The sequence below is a fragment of the Methylobacterium planeticum genome (assembly GCF_008806345.1).
In the GTDB taxonomy this organism is placed as follows: Bacteria; Pseudomonadota; Alphaproteobacteria; order Rhizobiales; family Beijerinckiaceae; genus Methylobacterium; species Methylobacterium planeticum.
Map to the genome: position 1 here is coordinate 1 of NZ_VZZJ01000024.1, position 23,958 is coordinate 23,958.

Consider the following 23,958-nt stretch of genomic DNA (forward strand, 5'->3'; position numbering starts at 1 on the left):
AGGCCGGCTGGCACATGACCAGGAAGCTCGTGATCCCGGCCAACATCACCCTGCTGCCGCTGCCAGCGGGCTCTCCCGAACTGAACCCGGTCGAGAACCTCTGGCAATTCCTGCGCGAGAACTGGCTCGGCAACCGGATCTTCGCCTCATACGAGGCCATTCTCGACCAAAGCTGCGATGCCTGGAACAGACTCATCGACCAGCCCTGGCGCATCATGTCCATCGGCCTACGCGCATGGGCTCATGAGTTCTGATCAGTGAGAGTTGGTATCAGAAGGGCGATCGCAAAGCCCATGAGCAGGGTTCAGCTTGTGGACCGGCGTCGAAGCATGTTCCTATGAGAAGCTTCGCAAAGCCTTTGACAAATCTACAAGATCCGAGATTCAGGTGGGGTTACGATCGGCGCCGATCGTGTCCCCACCTCATGTGAAGCTCACCTGATATAGCAATGACCTAGACAGAGTTGTAGGAAAGGTAATGCTTCAACGCTGATCCACGATTATAGAGATCGGGAGTCTTTCCGGTTGCGCTCTATGGGAGGACGCAGCGGTTAACTGAAGGCACCTTGTGATTTGTTTTGCTAAAAAAGTCATTTGGGCATGCGGCTATGAAGATGTGGCCCGAAACCAGCTAAAAACTGGCGCAGCCCAATCGTCCGCGTACAAGACAAGGGCGCCAAATTGATGAGCTGCAAGGTAATAAGCCTCGCTATATAAGGCAGCATCGTCCTGTAGATGGGGAACGATGATGTAGGCACCAGCCGCTGGCGTTCCGCCCATCCGCAAGCTATCCCGGTAACGGTGGATATCGCCAAGAGCGTCGTGCACAGGCTTCCGCCCTGACCGGTACTTGGCGTCAAGGATGAGCCAGGACACGATATTGTCGCCCTTCCAGAGGGCAAGCACGTAATCGGGAACGGCTTGTGCACTGAGGCTCGTTTGGGGAAACGATGCGTTCGCAGACTTGGCAGAATGGAATAGAGCTTGGTATGTGAGCTCCAGACGCTGGTCATGTGGTCCCTGCCATACCCATCTCGTCCGATCTTCCGGGCGGTCTTCGAGATCGTATTCCTTGATGGTGGCCACTTTGCAGGGAGCCCAGTCCGCTGAAAGATGGCTGCCAAGCTGAGCTGCGAGACGATAGAGAACGATGATTTCAAATAAATCGTAGCTGTTTTTTAGAGCGGCGTAAATGGTTTGTCCTGGCGCATAAGCCAAACCGGGATTCAGAAGGCGCTGTCCGCATCGATGGATTGCCAGAAATAGAGGCTGGTCTGGCAATGCCTGCAGGACAGCGTCACTCATTGGTTCCGGAGGCACCGAACGAAACAGTGGCACCTTTAGAACCACCCCGATCCTGGTGTTCGCCTGCTCGACGCGCAACGCCAGCTCTTTCGCGTAGGCTTTGACGGCATCGTCAGGAATGCCGTGCTGGCGCGGTGATGCAAGCGTTCTGGCAGTTGCGCCCAAGCGTGCCTGCACCCGACGGAGCAGATGCACGATGTAGCGGGTGAGGGGGTGATCGGTGATGGTCAGAGTTTCTGGCTGGTCAGCCATCGCGCGGGGATTGGGTAACGCGTCAGCAGGGGCTTCGCCTCTCACGCCTGCCAGCTCAAGCGGACGCCGCGCCAGCCAGCGAACGGTCCTGAGATCAGCGCCACGGCTGAGATTCAGGGGGCCCACTGTCCTGACGCGTCTTACGAGCGTCGGGGGAACGGCCAGCAGCCGCATCAGCAGCCTTTCCAGCAGCGGTAGCTGATGTTCGATGATAGCCGGGTGTACCGCGACCAAGCCATCATCAACCAGCCTGCCGGCGGCCGCTCCCGGTGACATGCCCCAGGGTAGCGCCTGTGAGATGTCACTGAGCTCCCTGATCAGCGCGTCCCAACCGCCCGGCGCTAACTTCTCTTGATGCGGACCGACGTCGAGCGTGATGTCGTGACGCACCAGCCCGTCAGATAGAGAAAACGATGTGCGCCCAGCCCAGCTGTCGATCCAATAAACGAATCGGGCTTCGAAGTCTCCGTCCGCCTGCTGTAAGCTCTCCGGTACGAGACGCTTGCCGCGGAGCTGAAGCTGCGGCAGGGCGGCCGTGCGGCTCGCCACAACCACGCAGTCCCCTTCCGAACAAAGAAAACCCTCGGGACCTTCATCCAGAGGCACCTCGACCCCGCCGACCAGCCGGGAGAGGCTGGGCGCACTCAATACCAAAACCTCACTGCACCCATCTCCTGCAGCGTCGCCCGCATCTGGGTGAGCTTGTCGGTGCAGCGCGTTAGATTGGCAGCCTTGGTCACCTCGAGCACCTTATCGATCGCCTTGGGTAGCTCGCCGCCGCTGTCGCCGCGCACCTTGGGAAGCACCTTCGCTAGGATGGCGACATCGAGCGCGATATCTCGCTCGGCTTCCGCATAAGTCATGACAAAGCCGAGCACCTCGTCGCAGGTGCGGTAGCCGAAGTGACGACGGGCTGGCTTAAGGGCCTCCGCCAGCTGCTTCAGCACGGGCTGCACGAAGTCAACTGCGGTCTTTGCGTTCTCTCTCGCTGCCGCAACCTGGGACCAGCGCTCCAGATCAACGTCCCAAAACTCGAAGGTGAATGCCCGATCCAGAACCTTGTCCGAGAACGGATACGTCGTCTCGTCCATGTTGACTGTGCCCATGACGAAGAGGTTGCTCGGCCACGCGATCGAAGATGGAATGGCATCAACAGCATCGCGATTGGCGTGGATAGTCAGACGGCCGTTGCGGCCTTCCATAGCGGATAGGAATGGCGCGAAATAATGCTCGACGCGCGCTAGGTTCATCTCATCGAGGCAGAGAAAGTACGGCTTGTCGGGATTGGTGTGGGCAGCGAGCAGAAGCTGCAGGGCTGGCGTTTCCTGGAAGATTGGCGGATTTGCTAGCGGATTGACGAAGCCGAGCAGGCCTGTGGGGTCGGTCCAATCCGGCCATACGGCGACCTGAGCGTAATGTGCCCTCAGCTGCAGGCCACGCGCTTCGCAGTAAGCCTGGGCGTATCCACGCGCGATCGACGTCTTGCCTGTACCAGAGAGACCCGCCAGCAGGACGAAACGCTTGCCTTCCGCTGAATGAAGCGCGGCATGCAGCATGCAGATCTGGGCATCGGTAAAGATCAGCGATCTTAGGTGATCATCATGATGGAAGCGTACTAGGATTTCGTCAGCCGACGGTGCGACGAAGTCGGGAACCAGAGATGTCGTTTCTCCCTGGACGGCTTCTTCTGTCGCTTTCTCATCCGGCAGTTCATTGCTGAGCAGCAGGGACGGTATTTTCAGTTCATTTGGCAGGCCGCTTCGCCAGTACTCGCCTGTCTCGGTGAGGTTGATAATTGCTTGTTTGCCTACGCCTTTGATCTCGACGAGGTTAAGGTCGCGCATCCAAGCTACCAGCTGATTCGGCGCAAAGTCTGTCGTCCAGCGCGGGTAGTAGCTACGACACTTCTGCGAGACGTCGAGTCGGGTTAGTGTTCCTGCTTCGCCGAGATCGTCGAGTACATGTGCAAAACCGAAGACTGTGCGGACCATGATAGGTGTGAGAACGTCGGCGGGAGTTTCGCCATCCAAGAGGGCTTTGCCGGCCAACGTTGGACGGTATGAACCGCTTTCGACTGCTAAGAGGCCTAATGACGGGGCCTGGGACAGCACATTAACGCGCGAAGCACTGCTAAGTGTCGGGGCTTCTTCGGAAATTAGCTGCAACAAGGACTCCCGATCGTTCCCATTCTCTGCTCCTCGGATAATAGAAAGAAGCAGATCAAGATTACGTGAAACGTAGCTTATACCTTTGCGCTGCATTTTAGCTGGTAGAACCGCAAGCTGCGGGGTATCGATGGCCTTAGCGCCCGTCACCTCGGGTTTGGCGATAGCATCTGGCGGTTTTGGGCTAATTTGCTTCCATACGTGCCAGGAGAACTGGCTATACAGGACGTGATCGGTCAGGGATGTCTCAGCTCCCAACGCTTCACGCAAAGCTTGCCTGGCAATGACATGCTGCCCAATGAAATCAAGGTCGTGCGATGGTTGCTCTAGCCAAACCCTGAAACGATTGGTTCGTGATCTGTCTACCAGACATAACATCTCGCCTGGCCGCATCCCCCAGAGCAATCGCGCCAATCTGGCGAATGGCCTCTTCGAATTATATTTCGGCGACACTAAGCCAATTATTTTATTGTACTCAGCATTCAGGTAGCTAGCACGGGCAATCAAATCTGGGGGCGCCGCCCACTGCTTTAACTGCCAGAGTGCTTCGACGACTTCAGCGTCGCTGTACGCACCTTGCACGCCAACGGCGTTACCAGGTCCAATACTGGCGATGTCTTCTAGCTCCCATAAATATCGCTGAAAATCCAGCGTGCGAAATTCCTGTTCGGAAACAGAAGATATTTTTTCGAAGGCTAATACACAAGAGGCCTCCCAATCATGGTCGTGATTAGGAAGAAAGGCATCATAATAGCTTGATTTTACTTCTATAGCCTTCTCGGGCCGCATGCCATTTCCTCAATATTGACTATTTTAATCACCGGCTGCATAGGCTTCCGCCCAGCAGAATACATTCGCCAACCGCATCTCGTCGACACTGCGCGCGACGAGGTCGAGCAGTCCGGGCGAGGCAATCAGGACAGCAAGACAGCGTGCGCGGCTGATCGCGACGTTGAAGCGGTTGCGCGACAGCAAAAAAGCGGCGTCGCGCGGCATGTCTTCTGCGCCGGAGGTTGCCATCGAGACCAGCACCACTTCCGCCTCCTGGCCCTGGAAGCGGTCAACGGTGCCGACTCGGGCGCCTTCGGGCAGATTCGCGCGAAGGAGGTTGACCTGCATGTTGTAGGGCGCGACCACAAGAATGTCGGCGAGTTTGAGCTGGCGCTCTTTCCCGTCGCGTTCAATGACACGCTGGCCAAGGAGGCTCTCGAAAAGCGCAACTACTTTGACTGCTTCTACCTTGGATTTCTGCCGGCAGCCGGTGTGCATTACCGGGTGAAAGGCGAGGCCGGTTGCTTTGAGCGCAGAATGGGCATCGCGGTCCAGCACTAGCCGCTGCACGGCGCAGCCAACTTCTGAATGGAGCTGTCCGTCATAAACCGCGGCGGAGACGAAGCGGCAGAGATCGGGGTGCATCCGCCACGTCTGGGAGAGGAAGATGCCCCGATCGGGTGGCACCACCGCGTGTCCCTCGAGCAGGTAGTCGAGGGCGGACAGACCGCTTTCGCGTGGATGCGCGCCCTGAATGGGTTGGGAGAGCTGCATCTGATCGCCGATGAGCACGACCGACTTCGCGGCCTGCGCCATCGCCACGAGATTTCCGAGTGAAACCTGCCCTGCTTCATCTACGAATAGCACGTCGCGACTAACCTGCAACTCCTCGCGCGCGAACAGCCAAGCCGTGCCGGCCAAGATAGGCATGGCCGGATCAATCTTCTTGTTGTCGGTCACGCTCTGGATGAAGCCAGCGCCCTCATAGCCGTCGCCCTCGCCATCCTTCTTCTGGCCGCGGATCGCGGGCCGCCGCCCCTCTTCGATCAGCCGGGCCTCAACTGCGTGCAGAACGTTGTCGATGGCCTTGTGGCTGTTGGAGGCGATACCGACGGTCTTGCCGTCGGCAATCAGGGCCGCAATCAGGTGTGAAGTTGTGTATGTCTTGCCGGCACCTGGCGGCCCCTGGATAACCAGCCAGGAGCGGTCTAGGCCGCGTACGGCGGCGATGGCGGCCGTCAGCAATCGGCGTGGGTCGTCCCGCGCATCTAGCGCGATAATGGGCAGTCCCGCTTCTCGGCCTGAAATGCGCGGCGGCTCGCGGCGAAGGAGGGCGGCGACATGGGGGAAGGCAGCCCCGCCCTTGGCGACGTCCGCAGCCACCCGCCATACCGCATCCCGCAGCACGTCAGTGCCGATCGGTCCGCCGGGGATGAGACAGGCGGCTTCGGGCAGCGGGCCGGCCTTGCTGCCGCGTTTGACGGTCACCCTGCGCGTGGCCTCGTCAATCGCGACGATGGTACCAGCAGGTTCCCCCGTCGCAGCGAGATGTATGGCACTGCCCTTGCGCAGCTTGGTCTCCTGCTCGGGATAGCGGAAGCGGAAGGTCAGGCTGCGCTTATCGGCGCCGATCCAGTCATCCCCGTCGCGAATGCAGCCACCGAGGCACTCCTCGTCATCCTGCAGCTCATCCGCGCCGCGGTCCTGGCGATCGAAGAAGGACCACCAGGCCGGCTTGGCCTCGCGGCGGTGGAAACCTACTAGATCTGCCATGAGCTGCCGGGCGGCGAAATCCGGCGCGGTTGCATCGCCTGCAATCGAAGTTTCTAGCTCGGACTGGGCCCGCTCATGCGCCTCTCGGTTCAGGCGCTTCTCGCGCTCCTCAATGGTTTCGACGACGACCGCTTCCGGCGGGGCGACGATGCCTGCGACTTCCGCCAGCTGCGCGAGCCAGTTCCGCAGCAACAGCGTCGAGAGGCAGTCATCGCGGTTGTAGTCGCGAATAGCATCGAGGCTCCGTTGCTCGCCGGTCTGCCGCCAGTGATCGTAGATGACGAGACTGTCCCCACCGGAGACAACCTCGGTGGCGCGCTTGGGCATGTAGAATCGCTCAAGGCTCTTGATCGAGTAGCTGGCCTCGCCCACGCGCACGCCTTCGCGCACAACCTGGTAGAGATCGATCATGCGCTCGGCGCGCAGCAGCTTGTCGACGGCTTCCTCGGCAACAGCATGCATCGAAGCTAGGCGTCGCAGCGCGGTTTTCTCGTAGGGCGCGTAGTGATAGAGATGCGCTCCGGGCGCCCGCTCCAGACGCCGCGTCAGAAACGCCATCAGCTCGGCGAGAGCGACCTTTTCTTGTGCGCGGTCATGCGCCCAGATGGCAAGGAACCGGCAGGCTGGATGCCCGGGCACGGGCTCACCTTCGGTATCGCCGGGCTGCGCCTGCCAGAGGATGCCGCAGAGATATTCGAGACCACCCGGATGCATGGGGTCGCCTTCGAAGTCGAAGAAGAGATCGTCGGGATCGGAAGGCGGCAGGCGCGCCAGCCCCTGGCCGCCAACGGGCGGCAGGAGCTCGTAGATACCCCGTTTCTCGGCTGCGCTTTGTTTTTGCAGACGGGCCTGCTGGATAAGACGAGCGAGTGTCTCGCTGCCGATGCCAGCAATGCGGTTCTCAGCGCATGAACCCAGCAGCGCGGCAGTCGCTACCCCAGCGGTCAACAGATGCTGGCGTTGCTTGCGCGTGATGCCGGCGACGCGGCTCACATGGTCGGCGGCTTCCCAGGCGGTTTCGCAACTGGGCGCCCAATCACACTTGCCGCAGTAGGCGCAGGGCTCAGGCAGCAGGCCCGTCGGCAGGTCATCGGCAAAGCGTTCGAGACGGGTCGCGGCACGGCGGACGTAGTGGCGGACCTCTGCCAGCCGGAAGCGCTCGACGACGTATGGCGTGGCGGGGTCGCGGCTACCGAGCATCAGCGCGCCGAACTCGACGACGCGTCCTTGCACTTTTTCGAGCAAATCGCCGTAGAGCGCGATCTGCATCACGTGTTCGGGTTTGGCGTGGTGCGCCAGTTTGGCGTCCCAGGGTTCGTAGGACCATTGCCAGCGTTGCGAGGGCTGATCGACGCGCACGAGATAGTCGGCGTAGCCGATCCAGTTGCGATCAGCTAAGGCCGCCTGCGTGATCAGCCGCGCGCCTTCATTCATAGCCCGGTCGGTTTCGGCCATCCGGCTTACCAGAGAGCCGGAAGAGATCTGCACAGGCGGCCCATGATCGCGAGCGAGCGCGGCCGTGCAATACGCTTCGTGCTCGTGTCCCTTGCGCTGGATCAGCTCGGCCTGCGGATCAGCCGCACTCACCGCTGCTTCACGCAAGCCGCGCCGATGCTCCAGCGTCCAGGCGGCGGATGCGGAGCAGCCGAGAAACGTTGCCAGAAAAGTGGGTGAGAGGCGGCTCATCGCCGGCCGTGTCGTTCCCGTCATAGACCCCTGCCCGGCAATCTGATGTTGCTTGGGGTCAATGGTGCCGACGAAACGGCGCGGTGGCAAGTTGCAAAAACGCCCTGACCCAGGAAAATTAGAAGGATATAGCCGCGCACTCCTGGCCTTCGCTGAGAACTGGGTCGAGCATCCGCCACGTCAAACAGCGTCATCCTCGGCCCTCCATTAGAGCCACACCGCTGACGTCGCATTTGAGACACTGGAAGACTAAACGATTTCACCGTTTTCTTGAAGATAATCGAGGCACGGCGCCACGATACCTGGCCACTGTTTAGCTAAGCAATTTCGAGACGGGTGATGATGAAAGAAAGCCAGAGTTCCCAACTTTAAGATCTCTATGGCCAAGCCCGGCATGATTTGTGGAATTGGAAGGTTACTCCATTGGAGACCCTCGGTTGTCAGCGCACGGAGAAATGGCGCCTTCAGCCTCGCCCCATGGAATATAGCTAGCCGGGGTCTCATAAGGCGAAGCTCCGCCAGAAGATGGTGTGCGCAATTCCTCAGCATGGGAAGCGTAGCTCTCGAAGTCGCACTATCGACGTCGGTCCGAACACATTTCACAAGGTTTGGTTGCACAATCATATTAAGAATGCAGTTAGGCGTGCTTGGGTTAGCCGCTTTTCTGCATTTCTTTTGTTGCAAACATACTTTGCAAGCGGTTCCTTGCTGACCGAGGAACGCGACCGCCGTTCTTACAACACCTTGGTAATGCTGATTGAACCCGTTCCCTGGCCTTGATAGTGATTACTTATCCCGAGCGTCCGCTGATGATAGTCGTTAGAAATATGATCTCGATGATCGATGCCAATGCACGCTATCTTTGGATGCACATTGACGTATTTAGATCCTACGAAGCTCATTGAGCAACCTGATCCGCCACCCATGTTACCATTAGTGGATGCGTTACATTGATTGAACAATGTACAGGCAAACGCAACAGGTATTATATTGCGACTTGCAGCCAAGATCGTGAGATCATCAATTAGTGGCATGTGCTCCCTCTAACGCATTCGTCGAACGGCGCGTACCTACAACGCGCAAGTCTACTCCGCGGCTAAGTTCCAGCACCTTCAGGCAGCCACCCGTCCGATACCATTGCCTCATGATCTCGGGCGTAATGTTTTGCTTTGAGGATCAAAGTTCTGTATTATTTCAACCATAGGTAGATATTGTTCCGATCGAAGTTGAAGTGCGTCGTTCAGGTCGCATGGGCCTACGCAGGTCCTGAGCTCATCCGCATGGTCCCGTGATAGGTGCCGGGTTTGAAGGAGGCACCGAAGGGTCACTGCACGGCCCACCTCTCTCCGTCGATGAGCCTTCGGACGACGCCGAACCCCTTCCTCTCGACGTCCCAATTCTCACCGTGCACCGGAACGACCGCCTTCGCCGCCACCGCCGCGGCGAAGGCACGTAGGTCAGTTGGGCCGGCATGCCCGCTCGTGTGGAGACATTCGACTGCTGCGCCGGCCGTCCTGCACCATTCAAGGGGCTCCGCATGGTGCGGCGTACCGAGATAGCCGCGCCACATCGAGTGGACGAAGGCGTCGTCCGACGTCGGGGTCAGCCCGGCTCGGGTGTAATCTCGGATAAGCGATCGGCGCAGCATTACGACGGCGTCGGAAGGCACCGCACGGGCGGCAACGCCGTAGCGGGCCATGCGGGCGACGAACGAATCACAGCCGCGTTTGGCGTAGAGGCCACGGAGGCCAGCCGTCACGACCACCTGCAACCCTGGGAAGCCGGGACGGGGCAGCCGCGTACCTTCCGCGATGCGGTCCATCACGTCCGCCACATACAGGTCGACGACCAGGGTACGTCCGGTTCGCTTGGCGGCTCGATAGAGCGTCACGGTCCTGTCGACGTTCTGGCCGGACCACGCAACGAAGACCCGGCCGGCGGTGCGTTCAAACAGGGCGGTAAAGTCGTGTTCCAACGCGTCCTCGGTGATCACCGACTTGTCGGTGCCGAGATTGGTCCCCTCAATGACCAGGACGTCAACGTCCGAGGGTGGCCTCGCCATGAGGGCGTCGACGAGCTTGCCCTTTCGCCCGTGCCTACGGAAATCGCCGGTGTAGAGGATGCGGCGTCCCGCACCCTCGACGAGCAGCATGTGCGCGTCGAAGGCGCTGTGATCCGTTAATATCCGCGTCACCGTGAACGGTCCTATGGATATGGGTCCGGTCCGGCTGGCCCATGTCGATAGCGAACGGTCGAGGGGCGACCCGGAAACCTCACCCGTGATCGCGATGAGTTCGGCCGAGGCGGCGCCGGTCCAGACCGGCCAGTCCGATGGCAGCTCAGCGACCAAGCCGTGATGGTCCTGGTGGGGATGGCCGATGAGCACGGTCGCGGGGCGCGAAAGGTCGAGGCTGGCCGGCAGAAGCCCCTGAGCGCCCGCCGGGGCGTCGAGGGGGCGTCCCGCATCGAGGACGAGGCGTGCGCCGTCTGGGTGGGCGATCTCGATGCAGCTGCCTCCGATCTGCTGCGTCCCGCGGTGGACGGTGAGCGTGAGGGACATTAGAGTCGGACCTTCGCGGGATCCCCGACGTACTTCGTTCGGCCGATGTTGATCTCCAGCTTGGAGCGGTGCGCGATCCATCGCGTCTCGTCGCGCTGCCCGGCGTCGAAGCCGAACACAACGAGCCCGACCGCCGGATCGTCGCTAAGGTGCAGCCGGGCCTCACCCTTGCCGACGGCCTGGATGAGCGGGGATAGCGGGCGGGTCCATCCCATCGCCTTGAACGCGACGAGGTTTGCAGCGACCTTGGTGTAGCTGGCCTCGACCACGTCGCGGTGCTGCGTGAGAATCGTGCGATAGCGCGCGACCTGGGCGCAGACCGGGGCGGTCACCTTCTCGCTTTTCGCACGCAACTCGCCGTTGTCGTAGGTCTTCGCCTCCCAGAAGACGAGACGGGCGTCGGCTCTGTCGGTCTCGACAGCGGCCAGGTCGACGCGCGGTGCGGCCGTTTCCTTCCCCTCGAAGACGTACTTGCCAGGGAAGGCGATCTCGACGTCGATGACGTTGGGATTGCGGACCGCGATTTCGTGGCAGCCGGCCTTTTCCGCGTCGGCGAACACCCCGGCCGCGGACTTCATCTTTTTCAGCGTTTCGGGTCCCTCGTACCGCCCGAGGAAACCCTTCTGGAGCAGGGCGGCGATGTCGAAGGTCCCATCGCTCAGCAGCGGCACCTGTGCCGCGAGAGCGGGATCGAGCAGAAATTTTTCGTGAGTCGTGACGCGCAGGGCGTCCTGAACGAACGATGCTTTGAAGAGGGACTGGCCTTTCCAGTAGACGTTCAGGGAACGTCCCCGGGTGGCGACCACGAGGGTCGGGTCGCCGAGGACATCACGCCACCAACCTTCGCGATCCACCTCCTTACGAAGGGCGTCGACGAAGGGCTGCGAGAGTGCGTGATCGAATATCGTCATGGGCGTGCTCCTGAAATGGATCGATGCGGCGATGCGATGCGAGATCGTCCCGCGTCAGGCGGCGAGCCGAGCGATGCCGGCGTCGAAGAGGTCACCGGCCATTTGCTCGATCCGGCCGCGCCAAGCCAGCCGGGCGAGCCACTCCTCAGGGATGGCGCTGGCGCCATACAAGGCCCCGGCGATCTGTCCGGCTACCGCGGCGGTGGTGTCAGCGTCCTCACCGAGGTTGGCTGCAAGCAGCACGGCACCCCGGAAGGTCGTGGTTCGCGAGACCGCCCAGAGCGCCGCATGCAGGGAGGCGACCACGTACCCCGACCCACGGACCTCGCTGCGAGGCTGACCGATCCGGAAGCCGCGCACCCGTCCGGCGGCCGGGGAGGAGACGAGGTCCGACAGGCTGGTCCCCTGGATGGCCACCGCGATTAGGTCGGCGAGGGCCTCGCATCCGTCGACCGCCTCCGGTGCGGCATGGGTGGTACGGGACTGATCTCGGGCGATGCGCCGCATCTCCTCCCGATCCCGCCAGTGCCTTACCGCGATGGGTGCCAGACGCATGATGGAGCCGTTCCCGGCCGTGTCGGGGGCGTTCGACCCGGCGAAAGGGTCACCGGTCCGTTGGAAACACCGGAGCGCCGAAGCCGTGGTAACGCCGATGTCGAAGCAATCGCCGGTGCAGGAGTAGGCGCCGTCACGGCGCCAGGACACGAAGCGACGCATCAGGTCGGACGGATCGAGGTCGGGGTGGGCGATGAGGCTATCGGCGAGCGCGAGAGCCATGGCGGTATCGTCGGTCCACTGCCCGGGCTTCAGGCCGAAAGGGCCACCGCCGACCATGTCGTTGAGAACGGCGTGGGTGGGCTTGGCGGAGAACTCGATGGTGGTGCCGACCGCGTCGCCGACCGCTAAGCCGAGCAGCGCGCCCAAGCCCCGGTCGCGGGTCCCAGCCTCATTCGGGCGGTCGTGATCCCGAGCGTAACCCTTTCGCACCCATGCTTCCTGAGCCATCGTCTCGATGGCCCGCGGGTCGCGGACGCGACGGACGGTATCGATGGCATCCGCCGGTGCGGCGCCCATCTCGACCAGCAACCGGGCGGCGACCATACCGGCGCGACCGAGCCCGCCGCGGCAATGGACGAGCACGCGGTTGCCCGCGGAGAGAAGGGAACGCAGCCGGACGGACTGTTCGGGCCACTCGGCTTCGAAGGAGGCATTCGGGACGTCGACATCCCGGATGGGCAGATGATGCCATTCCATGAAGCGCTCGCGTACCGCCTTCCCGATGCCGGCGATACCATGGAGGGCAAGCTCCTCGGTTCCCATCAGGGTAATCACCGCTGAGGCACCCCAATCGGCAACGACATCGAGGTCTGCGTCCAGGTCACGGTCGTGGCTGCCGGTCAAACCGGTCGCCTGCTTCTTGCCCGGGGCGAAAGTCACGCCGATCATGCCGCCGAGGGTCCCGGTGGGCAGTTCGGCGATGCGGAGTTCGTTCGACATGGTGTGCTCCCATCGGTTGATGACGAGTTCACGGTAGCTTGGGACCGTCATCCGGACGGGTCGCGTCGGAATTTTCCGGATTCTAGCTGTTGGTGTTCACATGGGTGCGTTCGTCGGGTTCTACTGGACCTTCCCGGTCCGCTGGGCCGGCTTCCTTAATCTTCCCGACGACGCGGCCCGGGCGGCCGAGGCGAGCCGCACGATCGCCTATCAGCGCGCCGTCGTGCGGAAACAGGTGGACTGGGAGAACGGCGCCCTGATCGGAGAGGTCGTGGCCATGGAGGTCAGCCCGGACCGTGGCACCTCGGCCATCGAGGGGGATGTCGCCAGGGCTGGCCGGCTCTGCAGGGAGGCCAAGGCGACCTTGCTGCACGTGGACTTCCATCAAAACGGTGGCTGGCGCCCTCACCCGATCCTCTCCGAAGCGCTGTCAGCCCTAAGTCGGATCGCCGTCCCGGTCCTCGGGCTGCCGGCGGACGAGATCATGCTGGATAGGCGCAGGTTCGACCCTGCGGAGCACTTTTCCATGTGGCGCGTCCAGGAGGCCGAGGAGCGCGAACGCAGGCGAAGGGATGTGCCAGTGGCGCTGGCGGTGGCTCTATCCGAGGTCCCGAACGAGCGCGGCCGGTGGAAGGCCGTTGCCTCTCTTCTCAACGAACGGAAAGTTCCGACCCTTGGTGGGGGGGCGCACTGGACGGCGGAGAACGTACGGAAGGCCACCAAGGCAGCCGAACGAGTTGCGGACACTTGAGACAGCTGCAGCAACGGACGTAGACCAGATGTTCGCCCGAGAGGGGGCGACCCGTCTCACATGATGCAGATTGACGAGGGTTGTGCCGGATTCCGGTGCCGGGCCTCATGCATAGGAGACGGGTCGTGGAGCAGGTTATCACGTATGTCGGACTGGACGTGCACAAGGACACGATTGCGGTCGCCCTTGCTGAAGCGGACCAGCGCGGCGCGGTGCGGGAGTTCGGTAAAATCGCCAATACGCCCACGGCCGTGAAGACACTCGCGGGCAAGCTGGCGCGGACCGACCGGGAGCTGCAGTTCTGTTACGAGGCGGGCCCGTGCGGCTACGGCATACAACGCCAGCTGACGCTGGCCGGGCACGGCTGCGCGGTGGTCGCCCCCTCCTTGATCCCGCGCAAACCCGGCGAGCGGATCAAGACGGACCGGCGGGATGCGATCAACCTGGCCAAGCTTCATCGTGCCGGCGAGTTGACCGCGGTCTGGGTCCCCGATCCCAAGCATGAGGCCATTCGCGACCTCGTGCGAGCGCGGCAAGCCGCAGTGCGCGCCCTGCGCCAGGCTCGTCAGCAACTCAGCGGCTTCCTGCTGCGACAGGGTCGTCATTACAATCGACCAGCTTGGACGCTGATGCACCGCCGCTGGCTGGCAGGTCTGCGCTTCGAGCAGGCGGTTCATCACATCGTGCTGGAGGATGGCATCGCGGCGGTTGAAGCGGCCACAGCCCGGCGTGACCGTTTGGAGACCCAGATTGCGGCGGCGCTGTCGGACTGGTCCCTTGCCCCGGTCGTGCGCGCACTGCAGGCGCTGCGCGGCATGGCGCTGATTGCGGCGACAACGCTCGTTGCCGAACTCGGCGACATCAGCCGCTTTGCCAATCCGCGTCAGCTGATGGCCTATCTCGGCCTGGTCCCGTCTGAGCATTCCAGCGGCAGCACGCGGCGTCAGGGCGGCATTACCAAGGCCGGCAACGGTGCGGCCCGTCGCACCTTGATCGAGGCAGCCTGGAGCTACCGGTTTCCAGCCCGGATCAGCCGCGAGCAACTCCTGAGACAGGAGGGACTGGCCCAGTCGATCCGCGATACAGCCTGGAAGGCGCAGGAGCGGCTATGCCGCCGCTACCGCACGCTGTCCCGGTCGGGAAAGCCCCCGACCGTCGTCGTCACCGCGATTGCACGCGAGTTGGCGGGCTTCGTCTGGGCCATCGTCCGCTTGGAGCCGCCGATCGGCGCGCGTTGAGATGAACCCTGCCGCCCGCCAGAACCCAAGGAGGTCATCGCCGGCACTGCACCATCCAACGCTGAGCAAGGCCGGAGGCACGGTCCCGGTCAGGAGAACCCTCGCCACCACTATCAGACGGGTCTCATCCGACGCTGGCTTCTAGACAGAGGACGCTCCGCGACGCATCCGGTCCGGCGGTACCCAACCCGCGCAACAGAGCAGGATCAACCGTCGTCTCAGGATCGTGCCTCCAGCCCTGCTCAGCCGCGGCCACAAGGATCAGCTCGACAGCGAGCAACGATTTGGCGTGCCCGCATCTTGAAATGGCGAACATGAGAGTGGTCAAAATCTAACGGATGGAACCCGGCACGAACGTCCGCGATGGGTGGATGAACGAACCCGCTTACGCGGGATGGGTGGCAGCTTGGAGTTTTGCGGATTGAGACGAGCGCCCTTTGCTGATTGAGCGTCGCCCGACCCGGGCGGACGATCGTGGCTCCCTTCATCCGATTGGAGCCGTCCCATGACCTCCTTGCCGTTCCCGCCGCTGCCACGGGCTCGCTGCACCAGCTCCTCGTCGACGACATGACCCCGCATCGGTTCTCCTGTGAGACGCAGCGCCACTACAGTCGAACATTGTGGTTGAGAGAAGCAAGATTGCTAGTATGATTTTAGGTGCGTAGGTCGCAGTTTGCTTAATTAAATTGGGTCGGAGGCCGACTAGGGGCACGAATTCCATTCGCCAGATTCGACCACCAGGGACGCGATGAGGGGCCGTGTCTCACCTGCTTTTGATCCGCTTCACCAATCGGGTCCACCACCTGTTTGCCGGCTGCTCGGTCAATTTGGACGAACCTTCTTTCGCTACCTCGGCCACAAACGGGTGAAGATCGACTGGCTTGGTTTGCTTCGCCTGTTGGGCTTTAAGAGAACGGTCGGCGCGCCGTCCGGCTTCGACTTCTTCTTCCGACCAATCGCCCGCCCAATGGATACGGTTGTTTTTGATGACGTAGTGCGAGCGACAGGGGAAGCTCCAGTTCCCGACGGAGGGCCATAAGGACACTGTCTCGCCGTTATACGTAAGACTCCAATCCGTTCGGCCCAGAGGGGTGTTGACCTCGTGGCCGCACCCGCATGCACACCGATGTAGAATGGTGTCGTATGCAATTGATATGTATAGTATGCCGTCTTCCAATTTGGACGGCATACCTTCTACGAAACGATGATTGAGTGACCTCATGTGGCATCCTCGTTGACGAGGTGATTGCCATCGATGGTATAAGCGGAGAAATGCTCACCTTCAAAGTCCTTATAGAAGCCAAGAAGCTTCTTCCATCGAATAACTGCCAATGAAGCGTTGAGAGCGTTCAAGTCCGCGATCTGAATATTCCGCTCGTACATGTTCTCCATGCCGTCGCCCCCTAAGGGAATTCGGTTCTTATCCCGCACGTGCTTGCGCATGTCCGGCGTGCTGCTTGTGATCCTAACGATGCCGAGGAGGCTTTCATCGACCACATCCACGCCCATGCCGACATCAATGAAGGGAATATCAAAACCTTCGAGCGCGGCGATGATCGCCGCCTTGTCGGCACCCGCGTCGAAACTCAGGAAGACGCAATCCATTCCCTGAAGCAGATGGGCATTGGCTTTGGTAAGGCGCACACGGTGCGCTACGATTCCCCGCTTCATTAGCGAATAGGTCCGCTGATGCCTTTCCACCTTCGGCTCGTGGGCGCGAAGCTCGTCCAATGTGGGGGCGCCCGGCGCTCGGAATCCGTTGTGTTGCAAGAAAACGTCATCGTCAAAAAGGTGTATCTCTGCGACTGGAGTTTTAGCGACGAGATCGAGGATGTACGAGCCAGTACCGCCCAGGCCAATGATGGCGATCTTCTGGCCACGTAGCTTCGCGGTCACCCCGACGACGCCCGCCCGGCTGGAGGCGGTGTCGATGTACATAAATGGGGCGTCTGGGTTGCTGCTCTCGACCACCCTGTGTGTCCGGGCCGTCGTTCCCGGATCGATTGCGGCCGCGTGACTGGCGATGAGCGCCACGTATGCGCTCATCTTCTCATGGTAGTCCGGGTAGCCTGTCGACGGCTTGCTCGACAGCATGTGTGCCGGCATCGGTCCGGACCCGACGTCGAACGGCTGTGACCCGATCACCACTTTGCTGAGCGGGGCGCCGTTCGCATCACATGGATATTCGCCAATGAAGAAGGCGACGTGGTTACTCGGCATCAACGTGATGTCATTGGCGAGGGTAAGCTCAGAGACGAGCTTTCCCTGCCTGATCGTACGCTGTGCATCGACGTACGGCACGTTGTGGAGGAAGAGGTAGCCGCCGATGACGGCCACCTCGTAACCATCCGCCCGGAGGCGGGCGAGATCGGGACTACGACTTATCAGTTGCGCGGACATTGAAGACCATCCCGTTCTTGACCTGCACGGACTGACCCGCGGTGAGCGAACCGTCGGAGTGGCTGTCGTCGCCCTTCCGGAAGGTCACGGTGAAGCTGACGGCTTGGCCGACTGGCGGGATCTCGAATGCCAGGGCGATCAGCGCCTCAAAGGTGATCCGACCGGGCTGCACGACCCTCTCACGGCCGTTGACGATGATGGTCACCTGCGAGACTTTGCGGCGGGTGCGGATCTGCTCCACTTCCTTGCCGCTGAGGTTGATTGCCTCGCCTTGTTCAATGACAGCGTCGCGATCCGCATCGAGGATTAGGTCGTGGTCGTTATCGATGCCGCCGTAACGGCGCACATCTGCCTCGGCAACCGTGGCCGCCCCCCATTCCCAACCGCGCTCATCGACGGTGAAGCTGTAGGTTCGGTCCCCCTCGAACGTCCGGAAGATACTCCGCTCGTCGGGCTCAAGGTGGATGGTTTCTTCCAGACCGACGGATCGCGTCGCGTGGCCCTTAGCCTCGATGAGAATGAAGCCGCTGGGTGGTGACCGGTCAGCCGCCAGCCTGATCTGGCGGCCATCCAGAATGCCGTCGTGGGTGTGATGGACCCTGCCGTCGACCTCGAACTCGTACGTGAACGTTTTGTCAGCCATGTCAGCTACCGATCCCTATGTCGCGCCTGCGGCCCCTTGTGGGCGTCCGCCGGCCGGACTAAGCTCAAGCCGTAGTCCCGATATGGACTATCTTGAACTGGATCGTTTCGCCACACAAGTCCCGATTTGGACTTTTCTCATCGAAAGGAGATTCTCGATGACCCACGGAGAGGCCGCCGCCCATGAGGGCGACGAGCGGCCGACGGATCGCGTCGCGATGACGGCATTCCAAAAGCTGTCGGAAGCTTGGCAGCTATCGACCGACCAGCAGCTTCAGCTTCTGGGGTCGCCAGGACGGTCAACCTTCTTCAAGTGGAAGAAGGACGGTGGATCGCTTCCGCGAGATACAGTGGAGCGAGTTTCCCACCTGCTCGCGATTTACAAGGCCTTACAGATCCTTGTACCCGATCCTCCCCAGGCTGACTCTTGGATCAAGAAGAAGAGCTCTTACTTCAAGGGTAACAGCGCTCTCGACGTCATGCTCAACGGCCAGGTCGTCGACATCCTAAAGGTGAGGCAGTACCTCGATGTCCAACGCGGCGGCTGATTTCGAAGAGATTGACGTGGATGGCAACTATCACGTGCTGATCCCGTCCCGGTTCCCCCCCATCGATATCTTTGCACGCATCGCCAATGGGCAGGACGACGCATTTTTTGAGCTGGAGTCTCTCACCAACCCGCGGTTGAAGGAGAAGCGCCAGATCCTCAACGGGGCCGATGCGGTGGATGGTAACTCCCCGCTCGTACAGAACTGGAACCACGCGCCGTTCGCGTATCCCAATCCGGACGGCACTTACTTTTTCGGCCCAGACCTGTCTGCACTTGAGCTCGCCAGCGATTTGGCAACAGCGCTCGCTATCTCAGTCGCGAGGCGAGAGCGCTTCCTCGGGGACACAAGCGAACCAGCGACAGGGCTCGATATGAGAGCCCTGTCGCGTACCGTGCGCGGCCGGTTCGCCGATCTCCGCAGCCTCGACCCTACCACTCCGGGGGAACAGCGACGTAGGCTGGGACAGCGGGTCTTCGAAGCGGGCCTAGACGGAATCGTCTTCCGTTCGGCTGATCGCGGAGCGGGGCTTTGCGTATCGATCTTGCGCATCGAGACGCTTGGGAAGGCAGTCCAAGGCGAGCATTTCCGGTTCAATTGGAACGGTACCTGCATCGACGTCATCTACGATTTTCGGACTGGCAAGAAGATCTATCCCGATGAGTTGAGGGCGAACCCTGAACTTGCCGCCTAACGCCTTTCCATGCCGGCACGCGGTAAAAGCTTCATGCCACCGCCCTCAAGACGGCCAGGGCCTTTCGGTCAGTCGTCATCTTGATCGGGTATAGCGCCACGGAATTTAACTCCGACACCTGTTCCAGCATCGCCAGACGACCATACCGCCCGGGCTCATCGGGATAAGAGTAGGCAAGGCTGTCACACGCATGGGTAGCGCGCCTGAAATCGCTTGCGCATGCAGTCGGAAGTGCATAACACTCGGCCGTCGATGAGCAGTTAAGTCATTAATTTTGCTGCAGTTTTTTCGCTAAAAATCGAGTCCTGCCGGGCCCACCGACCGCGCGCGACGTTCCTGGCTCGATCGGACGGCCCGCTCGGACAGGCCCGGCGCCTCGCCCGGGGCCGGATGCCGGCGCCCGCGCGAGGAGGCCGCGGGGCTCCGCCGAGCCTGCGGCGCGCGCGACGCATGTCGGGCGATGGCCGAAAGTCCCCGAAGGGAGCAATTTCGTGCTAGCGTCCCGCATCATTAATCCCCGCCGGCCTGCAGTCTTTCCTTGATATGATCTCGCATCCCATCGCGTGAGCAGGTCGAGATCATGGCGGATCAACGTTTCAGGGCCGATGGCCACGAGCCGAGCGGGTGGGCGACCAGCGCCGGCGGCTTCTCCGATGTTCCGGGTCCCCGGAAGGAGAGCCAGACGAAGACGGTCTTCTTCAGCCCCTACTTCCCCGCGCGGCCGAGGGACACCGCGACCGATCGGCCGCTTGTGCGGACCGGCACGCCGTCGAAGGGGTGAGGAGGCCGTGATGTCGGACGCGGGCTGATCGGGCGCCGCGCTCGGCCGGCCGAACGCGCGATCATGTCCGCGGGACGCCGGGCCGGACGAGCCGGTCGACGGCCCGATCCGGCCCCGAGCCCCGTCAGCCCGCGTGCGCCGCGTGGTCCGAGCCGCAGCTGTGCTGCAGGTACAGGCTCATCGGATCGGTCTCGACCCCATCGTGCCCGCCCCCGTGGCCCGCGCCATGCCAGGCGCCGCCCTGGTGGTGCGCGTGAGCCGTCCCGTCGGAGAGGCCCGCGTGGAAATGGAAGCTGTCGTGGTGACCGCCCGCGTGGTGGCCGGCATGTCCACCCGCGTTTCCACCCGCTTGGGCGTCCGTGTCCGGGTCGGCTGAGGTCTCGGGCGCGCTGCCCGTCGACGGGCCGGGCGTCTGCGCCGGGCTCTCCTTGTCGGGCGCGGACGGCGCCGGCTGGGCGCCGCCCGCCGCCGCGTCGGTGGTCCCGCCGCCACCGGTCTCGACGGGCTCAGCGGGCGGCGTCACGGTGCCCGCGCCGCTGTCCTGCCCGGCGCGCACGCCGTCGTAGTCGATCCCGTCGAGGTCGAGATGGGCGACGTAACTGCCGAGGCCGTCGCGGTCGGCCTGGGCGTGCACGTCCGCGATCTTGTCGGATCCGCTGACGTACTCGATCGCGATCACGTCCTTGCCGGCGGCAACCATCTTGTTCAGGAACTCGAGGCTCGACTTCGTCTCTCCGGCGGACTGCTTCTCGCCGTTATCGTTGTAGTAGAGGTTCTCCTTGAACATGCCGTCGACGGCATTGAAATAGGTGTCGTTCTGGAGAAGCTCCTCCGCGTTGTTGACCCAAATTTTGAAATTCGGGTTCTGCGCATGGGCATAGTCGGCGAGGGATTTCACCAGGTCGGCCATGGCTTTCGCCGGGTCGGCGATCTGGCTCTGCGCCCACTTGGTCTGGTACTCGTCGACGACATCGAAATAGGCGCCGTCGTACCCGGCCTTGATCAGGTTATCGACGTATTGGGTCGCGACGGCCTTCCATTCGCTCGTCCAGAAGGCGACCTCGAAGTTTCCCTCCCACTGGGGGTTCTCCGGTCCGATCGCGGCCTTCGGGATCGTGTCGTAGTAATCCCGGTAGGTCTCGGCCTCGCCGATGCTGAAATACCCGAGCAGGAGATGCGGGTCGGCGCTGCCGCCGCCCATCTTGGCGACCTGCTGGCTTGTCCACAGGCTGCCGTTCTCGTCGTAGGCATCGATCACGCGCACATCGAACGGGGACGTCGCAACCTGGTCGGGCGAGATGCCCTGAAGGAGATACAAGCCAGTCTTCGGCATTCGGCCCTCGCCTTATCGATTGTTAATATGTTTTTATACGTTTCGATAATGCGGCGAAAATGTGTCAACCAAGATATATATCGGAAATGTACCGACGAGTACACTCGTGAAACCGGCAAAAGACTGGATCAATCAGGGAGCGAATTCGCATTGTATTCGAGAGTTTTGCGTTGACCTGCTCCCGCGCGACCTCAACCGCGGACGAGATCAAGGTATTCACCTGTTCCGATCGCGCGGAGTCCGGGATTACGGGGCTCTGCGGCGGATCCGGGCGGCGTGCGGCCGGGCCGGGAGCGCGAACGACCACGCCGGCGCGCGGCGCCGGCGTGGTCGTCGGACGGCCGCGGGACGGCTGACGCCGTCGCCCGCGTCAGCCTCGCGCCGCTGGTGCTATTGCGCGCTCACGCACATCGTCGGCAGCCCGCCCTGGAGATGGGCGGAGCCGTAGCCGTAGGTGCAGAGCGCGTATGGCTGCCGGTTCCGACGGGCCGGCGGGTGGCCTCGGTCGCGGGCGTCGAACCCGGTGCCGCCGAGAACGACGAAGCGCCGCCGGATGCTGGCGACCTTGGGGGCCCGTGCGAGGACGCGGCGGGCGCGCCACGCCTGACCGGCGTACCGGAGCCGCGCGCGAGCCAGGCGGCGATGGCCCGAAGCGTGGAGGAGGGCGTGCTGGGAGCGCCGGTGGATGCGCCCGATCGGTCGCGCCTGGCTGAGAAGCTGGCGCCTGAGCCGCGCGTAGCGCGGGGTGAGCCGGGCGCGCTGGCGGAGGCCGGCGACCGGGCGGGACTGGCCCAGGATCTGGCGCCGCAGCTTCGCGTAGCGCAACCGGCGCTGCGGTGCGGCCGCAACCGGCCCGCTGCCCGAGGCCTGCGCCGTCTCGGAGGGCTGGGACACGGGATCCCGCGTGGGGGGCGAGGGGCGGCGCGCCAGCACGTCCCCGGGCGTCACGGGGGCGGTCCTCACCGGCGGTGAGGACGTCCCGCAGGCTACGCAGATCGAGTGGGTGAGCTGCTTCCACCTCCGCTCGTCGTCGTCGAGCTTCCTCTGCGCCCGCGCCTGGAGGTCCTGCGTCCGCACCTCGTCGTTCAGCACCCCGGGCTTCGGATCCGGCCGGCGCAGCGACGCCAGATCGTCCCTCGGGGCGGGCTCTGTCCCGGCGCCCTGGGTCCGGCGCGGCGCGGCGTAGGCCGGGGGATCGTCCTTGAGGCGCGAACGGTACGAGGTCAGCTCGTCCCTGAGGCGGTCGCGAGCGAGCGACAGCGCCTCGTCCGTCGGCTTCAGCGCGACGTCCGTTGTTCCCTCGGCGCCTTCCGCCGCCCTGGCGGGGGGAAACGACACCGCATTCGTCAGCATCAGGACCGCCGAGAGGATGACCCAGCCGCTCGCTCTCATTGGAACCCTCGCGTGTTCGTTGTGCTTCGAGACGGACGGCACAACACCCGAACAGGACGAGAGTACTAGCAAGTGCGCGCGATCACGACTCCGCCACGACAATCTTACGAGGTAGCGCGAAATGGCTAGACCAGTCATGCGCGGGTTTGAGACCGATGAATACCGCCGATTCCCCTTGCCTGGCTCAGGGCTCGCCCGGGTGCGCCGCGACCCGGCGCGCGGCGGCCGGCCAGGCGCGGGCGGACCTTAGGGGGCCGACGTCCGGAGACCGGATTCCAAGCCCGCGGGCGGGGCGCTCGCCGCCCTCAGGCGCGCGCCCCGATAGGCGTCGGGGATCGAGAGGGCCCAGACGAACAGGCCGGCCGCGTGGCGTCCGAGGGCGCCGGCATCCGGGCTCGCGAACTTCGTGGTGAGCCACGCGCCCGCCAGGACGAAGAGCGCGAAGCCGAGGCCGCGCCCGGCCCGGCCGATCAGCACGTGTCCCATGCCGGGCAGCACGATCGCGGCCGCGAGGACCGCGTAGGGGTCAGGCAGCCGCGCGCGCGGGCTCGTCACGGGGTTCGCCACTGGGCTCGTCATGGGGTTCGTCATGGGGTTCGTCATGGGGCACGTCCTCGGTGATCAGGCGGGCGAGGGTTACGGCCCGCGCGAGGGCGGAATGCAGGGCCTCGCGGTCGACGGCCCCGAGGGGGAACCGGTTCTCGCGCAGGAGCAGGTAGGCGCCGCGCTCGCCCTCGCAGAGTTGGCTGACGATCCGGACGCCCCGCGCGGTGACGAGGACCTCCTTCGCGCGCGGATCCGCCAGGATCGTTCCGACGACCGGCGCGGCCCGGGCGAGGAGGGCCCCGGCCCCATGCGATCCCCGCACCAGCGTCCCGCCCGGCCAGGCGTGCGGCAGGTCGTAGCGCGCCGGGAGGTCGTCCGCGGGCGCATAGAACTCGGCCCCGGCCACCCGGCGGAGGATGTCGATCGTGCCGCGGGCGCCCGTCGGATGATGCACCGAGACGCTGAGCCAGAGCTGCGGCAGGCGCCGGAAGGCCACCGCCTCGGGGATGAGCCGGATGACGACGGGCAGTCCCGCGAAGCGGCCGGACAGCGTCCCGAAGCCGGTCGGGTCGCGCCCCTCGGCCGGGTCCGCTAAAAGGTCGGCGCAGGGCCGGAGCATCCCGGCCCGCTCCGCCGAGGCCGCCCGGCCGCGCCGGTGGAGCGCGTAGCCGGCGGCGGCGAGGATCGGAAGGGCGAGGAGGTCGATCATGCCGG

The 23,958-nt window shown here is 63.1% G+C and carries 18 protein-coding genes; 5 read left to right on the forward strand and 13 right to left on the reverse strand.

What is annotated here, in order from left to right; translation table 11 throughout:
• On the forward strand, positions 1–254 hold a 254-nt coding region (locus F6X51_RS21380), incomplete at its 5' end, for a transposase (RefSeq protein WP_191970200.1).
• A 351-nt stretch (positions 255–605) separates the two neighbouring features.
• Here F6X51_RS21380 and F6X51_RS21385 read toward each other — a convergent pair.
• The 6 genes from F6X51_RS21385 to F6X51_RS21410 all read right to left on the reverse strand — a co-directional run bounded on the left by F6X51_RS21385 (position 606) and on the right by F6X51_RS21410 (position 12,919).
• Positions 606–2,204 (reverse strand): nuclease domain-containing protein, encoded by a 1,599-nt coding sequence (locus F6X51_RS21385; protein WP_150965708.1) that lies wholly within the window; start codon positions 2,202–2,204, stop codon positions 606–608.
• A complete protein-coding gene (locus F6X51_RS21390; RefSeq protein ID WP_150965709.1) occupies positions 2,201–4,510 on the reverse strand; it encodes an McrB family protein in 2,310 nt (769 codons plus the stop codon). The genes F6X51_RS21385 and F6X51_RS21390 overlap by 4 nt, the downstream gene beginning before the upstream one ends.
• Positions 4,511–4,534: 24 nt before the next feature.
• Positions 4,535–7,951 carry a TM0106 family RecB-like putative nuclease gene (locus tag F6X51_RS21395; protein ID WP_191970201.1) on the reverse strand — a complete coding sequence of 1,139 codons (3,417 nt, stop codon included), beginning with the start codon at positions 7,949–7,951 and terminating at the stop codon, positions 4,535–4,537.
• Positions 7,952–9,275: 1,324 nt separating this feature from the next.
• On the reverse strand, positions 9,276–10,511 hold the full coding sequence (locus F6X51_RS21400) for an MBL fold metallo-hydrolase (protein WP_150965711.1): 1,236 nt from the start codon (positions 10,509–10,511) through the stop codon (positions 9,276–9,278).
• Positions 10,511–11,422 (reverse strand): hypothetical protein, encoded by a 912-nt coding sequence (locus F6X51_RS21405; protein WP_150965712.1) that lies wholly within the window; start codon positions 11,420–11,422, stop codon positions 10,511–10,513. The genes F6X51_RS21400 and F6X51_RS21405 overlap by 1 nt, the downstream gene beginning before the upstream one ends.
• 54 nt (positions 11,423–11,476) lie before the next feature.
• A complete protein-coding gene (locus F6X51_RS21410; RefSeq protein ID WP_150965713.1) occupies positions 11,477–12,919 on the reverse strand; it encodes an ADP-ribosylglycohydrolase family protein in 1,443 nt (480 codons plus the stop codon).
• Between the two features lie 100 nt (positions 12,920–13,019).
• Between F6X51_RS21410 and F6X51_RS21415 the strand changes: the two genes are divergently transcribed.
• On the forward strand, positions 13,020–13,670 hold the full coding sequence (locus F6X51_RS21415; RefSeq protein ID WP_150965714.1) for a hypothetical protein: 651 nt from the start codon (positions 13,020–13,022) through the stop codon (positions 13,668–13,670).
• A gap of 125 nt (positions 13,671–13,795) precedes the next feature.
• Positions 13,796–14,908: an IS110 family RNA-guided transposase gene (locus F6X51_RS21420; RefSeq protein WP_150965715.1), complete on the forward strand. Its 1,113-nt coding sequence runs from the start codon at positions 13,796–13,798 to the stop codon at positions 14,906–14,908.
• Between the two features lie 763 nt (positions 14,909–15,671).
• Here F6X51_RS21420 and F6X51_RS29075 read toward each other — a convergent pair.
• Genes F6X51_RS29075 through F6X51_RS21435 form a run of 3 tightly spaced genes read right to left on the reverse strand, consistent with a single transcriptional unit; the run spans position 15,672 to position 17,951 of the window.
• A complete protein-coding gene (locus F6X51_RS29075) occupies positions 15,672–16,130 on the reverse strand; it encodes a DUF6527 family protein (protein WP_407658660.1) in 459 nt (152 codons plus the stop codon).
• On the reverse strand, positions 16,127–17,308 hold the full coding sequence (locus tag F6X51_RS21430; protein WP_150965716.1) for a ThiF family adenylyltransferase: 1,182 nt from the start codon (positions 17,306–17,308) through the stop codon (positions 16,127–16,129). Before F6X51_RS21430 ends, F6X51_RS29075 begins: the two co-directional genes overlap by 4 nt.
• The gene (locus F6X51_RS21435) at positions 17,283–17,951 is read right to left on the reverse strand and encodes a multiubiquitin domain-containing protein (RefSeq protein ID WP_150965717.1); all 669 of its coding nucleotides are present in this window, start codon (positions 17,949–17,951) and stop codon (positions 17,283–17,285) included. The genes F6X51_RS21430 and F6X51_RS21435 overlap by 26 nt, the downstream gene beginning before the upstream one ends.
• 157 nt (positions 17,952–18,108) lie before the next feature.
• Here F6X51_RS21435 and F6X51_RS21440 point away from each other — a divergent pair, with 157 nt between their 5' ends.
• Both F6X51_RS21440 and F6X51_RS21445 read left to right on the forward strand, forming a co-directional pair.
• A complete protein-coding gene (locus F6X51_RS21440; RefSeq protein ID WP_210250330.1) occupies positions 18,109–18,498 on the forward strand; it encodes an antitoxin Xre-like helix-turn-helix domain-containing protein in 390 nt (129 codons plus the stop codon).
• The gene (locus tag F6X51_RS21445) at positions 18,479–19,192 is read left to right on the forward strand and encodes an RES family NAD+ phosphorylase (protein ID WP_150965718.1); all 714 of its coding nucleotides are present in this window, start codon (positions 18,479–18,481) and stop codon (positions 19,190–19,192) included. The genes F6X51_RS21440 and F6X51_RS21445 overlap by 20 nt, the downstream gene beginning before the upstream one ends.
• Positions 19,193–20,097: 905 nt before the next feature.
• Here the strand turns inward: F6X51_RS21445 and F6X51_RS21450 are convergent.
• The 4 genes from F6X51_RS21450 to F6X51_RS21465 form a co-directional block, all read right to left on the reverse strand.
• Positions 20,098–21,306, reverse strand: coding sequence for an endo alpha-1,4 polygalactosaminidase (locus F6X51_RS21450; RefSeq protein WP_150965719.1), 1,209 nt, complete (start codon positions 21,304–21,306; stop codon positions 20,098–20,100).
• 390 nt (positions 21,307–21,696) lie between these two features.
• Positions 21,697–22,698, reverse strand: coding sequence for a hypothetical protein (locus tag F6X51_RS21455; protein WP_150965720.1), 1,002 nt, complete (start codon positions 22,696–22,698; stop codon positions 21,697–21,699).
• A 246-nt stretch (positions 22,699–22,944) separates the two neighbouring features.
• Positions 22,945–23,277: a hypothetical protein gene (locus F6X51_RS21460; RefSeq protein ID WP_246696936.1), complete on the reverse strand. Its 333-nt coding sequence runs from the start codon at positions 23,275–23,277 to the stop codon at positions 22,945–22,947.
• Positions 23,225–23,953: a hypothetical protein gene (locus F6X51_RS21465; RefSeq protein ID WP_150965721.1), complete on the reverse strand. Its 729-nt coding sequence runs from the start codon at positions 23,951–23,953 to the stop codon at positions 23,225–23,227. Before F6X51_RS21465 ends, F6X51_RS21460 begins: the two co-directional genes overlap by 53 nt.
• Positions 23,954–23,958 lie beyond the last annotated feature (5 nt).

Bases quoted from the DNA above. Each gene is read 5' to 3' on its own strand.
- F6X51_RS29075 (WP_407658660.1), bottom strand. From the start codon at position 16,130: ATGAGGTCACTCAATCATCGTTTCGTAGAAGGTATGCCGTCCAAATTG.
- F6X51_RS21440 (WP_210250330.1), top strand. From the start codon at position 18,109: ATGACCCACGGAGAGGCCGCCGCCCATGAGGGCGACGAGCGGCCGACG.
- F6X51_RS21410 (WP_150965713.1), bottom strand. From the start codon at position 12,919: ATGTCGAACGAACTCCGCATCGCCGAACTGCCCACCGGGACCCTCGGC.
- F6X51_RS21460 (WP_246696936.1), bottom strand. From the start codon at position 23,277: ATGACGAGCCCAGTGGCGAACCCCGTGACGAGCCCGCGCGCGCGGCTG.
- F6X51_RS21465 (WP_150965721.1), bottom strand. From the start codon at position 23,953: ATGATCGACCTCCTCGCCCTTCCGATCCTCGCCGCCGCCGGCTACGCG.
- F6X51_RS21445 (WP_150965718.1), top strand. From the start codon at position 18,479: ATGTCCAACGCGGCGGCTGATTTCGAAGAGATTGACGTGGATGGCAAC.
- F6X51_RS21435 (WP_150965717.1), bottom strand. From the start codon at position 17,951: ATGGCTGACAAAACGTTCACGTACGAGTTCGAGGTCGACGGCAGGGTC.
- F6X51_RS21405 (WP_150965712.1), bottom strand. From the start codon at position 11,422: ATGACGATATTCGATCACGCACTCTCGCAGCCCTTCGTCGACGCCCTT.
- F6X51_RS21400 (WP_150965711.1), bottom strand. From the start codon at position 10,511: ATGTCCCTCACGCTCACCGTCCACCGCGGGACGCAGCAGATCGGAGGC.
- F6X51_RS21415 (WP_150965714.1), top strand. From the start codon at position 13,020: ATGGGTGCGTTCGTCGGGTTCTACTGGACCTTCCCGGTCCGCTGGGCC.
- F6X51_RS21395 (WP_191970201.1), bottom strand. From the start codon at position 7,951: ATGAGCCGCCTCTCACCCACTTTTCTGGCAACGTTTCTCGGCTGCTCC.
- F6X51_RS21430 (WP_150965716.1), bottom strand. From the start codon at position 17,308: ATGTCCGCGCAACTGATAAGTCGTAGTCCCGATCTCGCCCGCCTCCGG.
- F6X51_RS21390 (WP_150965709.1), bottom strand. From the start codon at position 4,510: ATGCGGCCCGAGAAGGCTATAGAAGTAAAATCAAGCTATTATGATGCC.
- F6X51_RS21450 (WP_150965719.1), bottom strand. From the start codon at position 21,306: ATGCCGAAGACTGGCTTGTATCTCCTTCAGGGCATCTCGCCCGACCAG.
- F6X51_RS21455 (WP_150965720.1), bottom strand. From the start codon at position 22,698: ATGAGAGCGAGCGGCTGGGTCATCCTCTCGGCGGTCCTGATGCTGACG.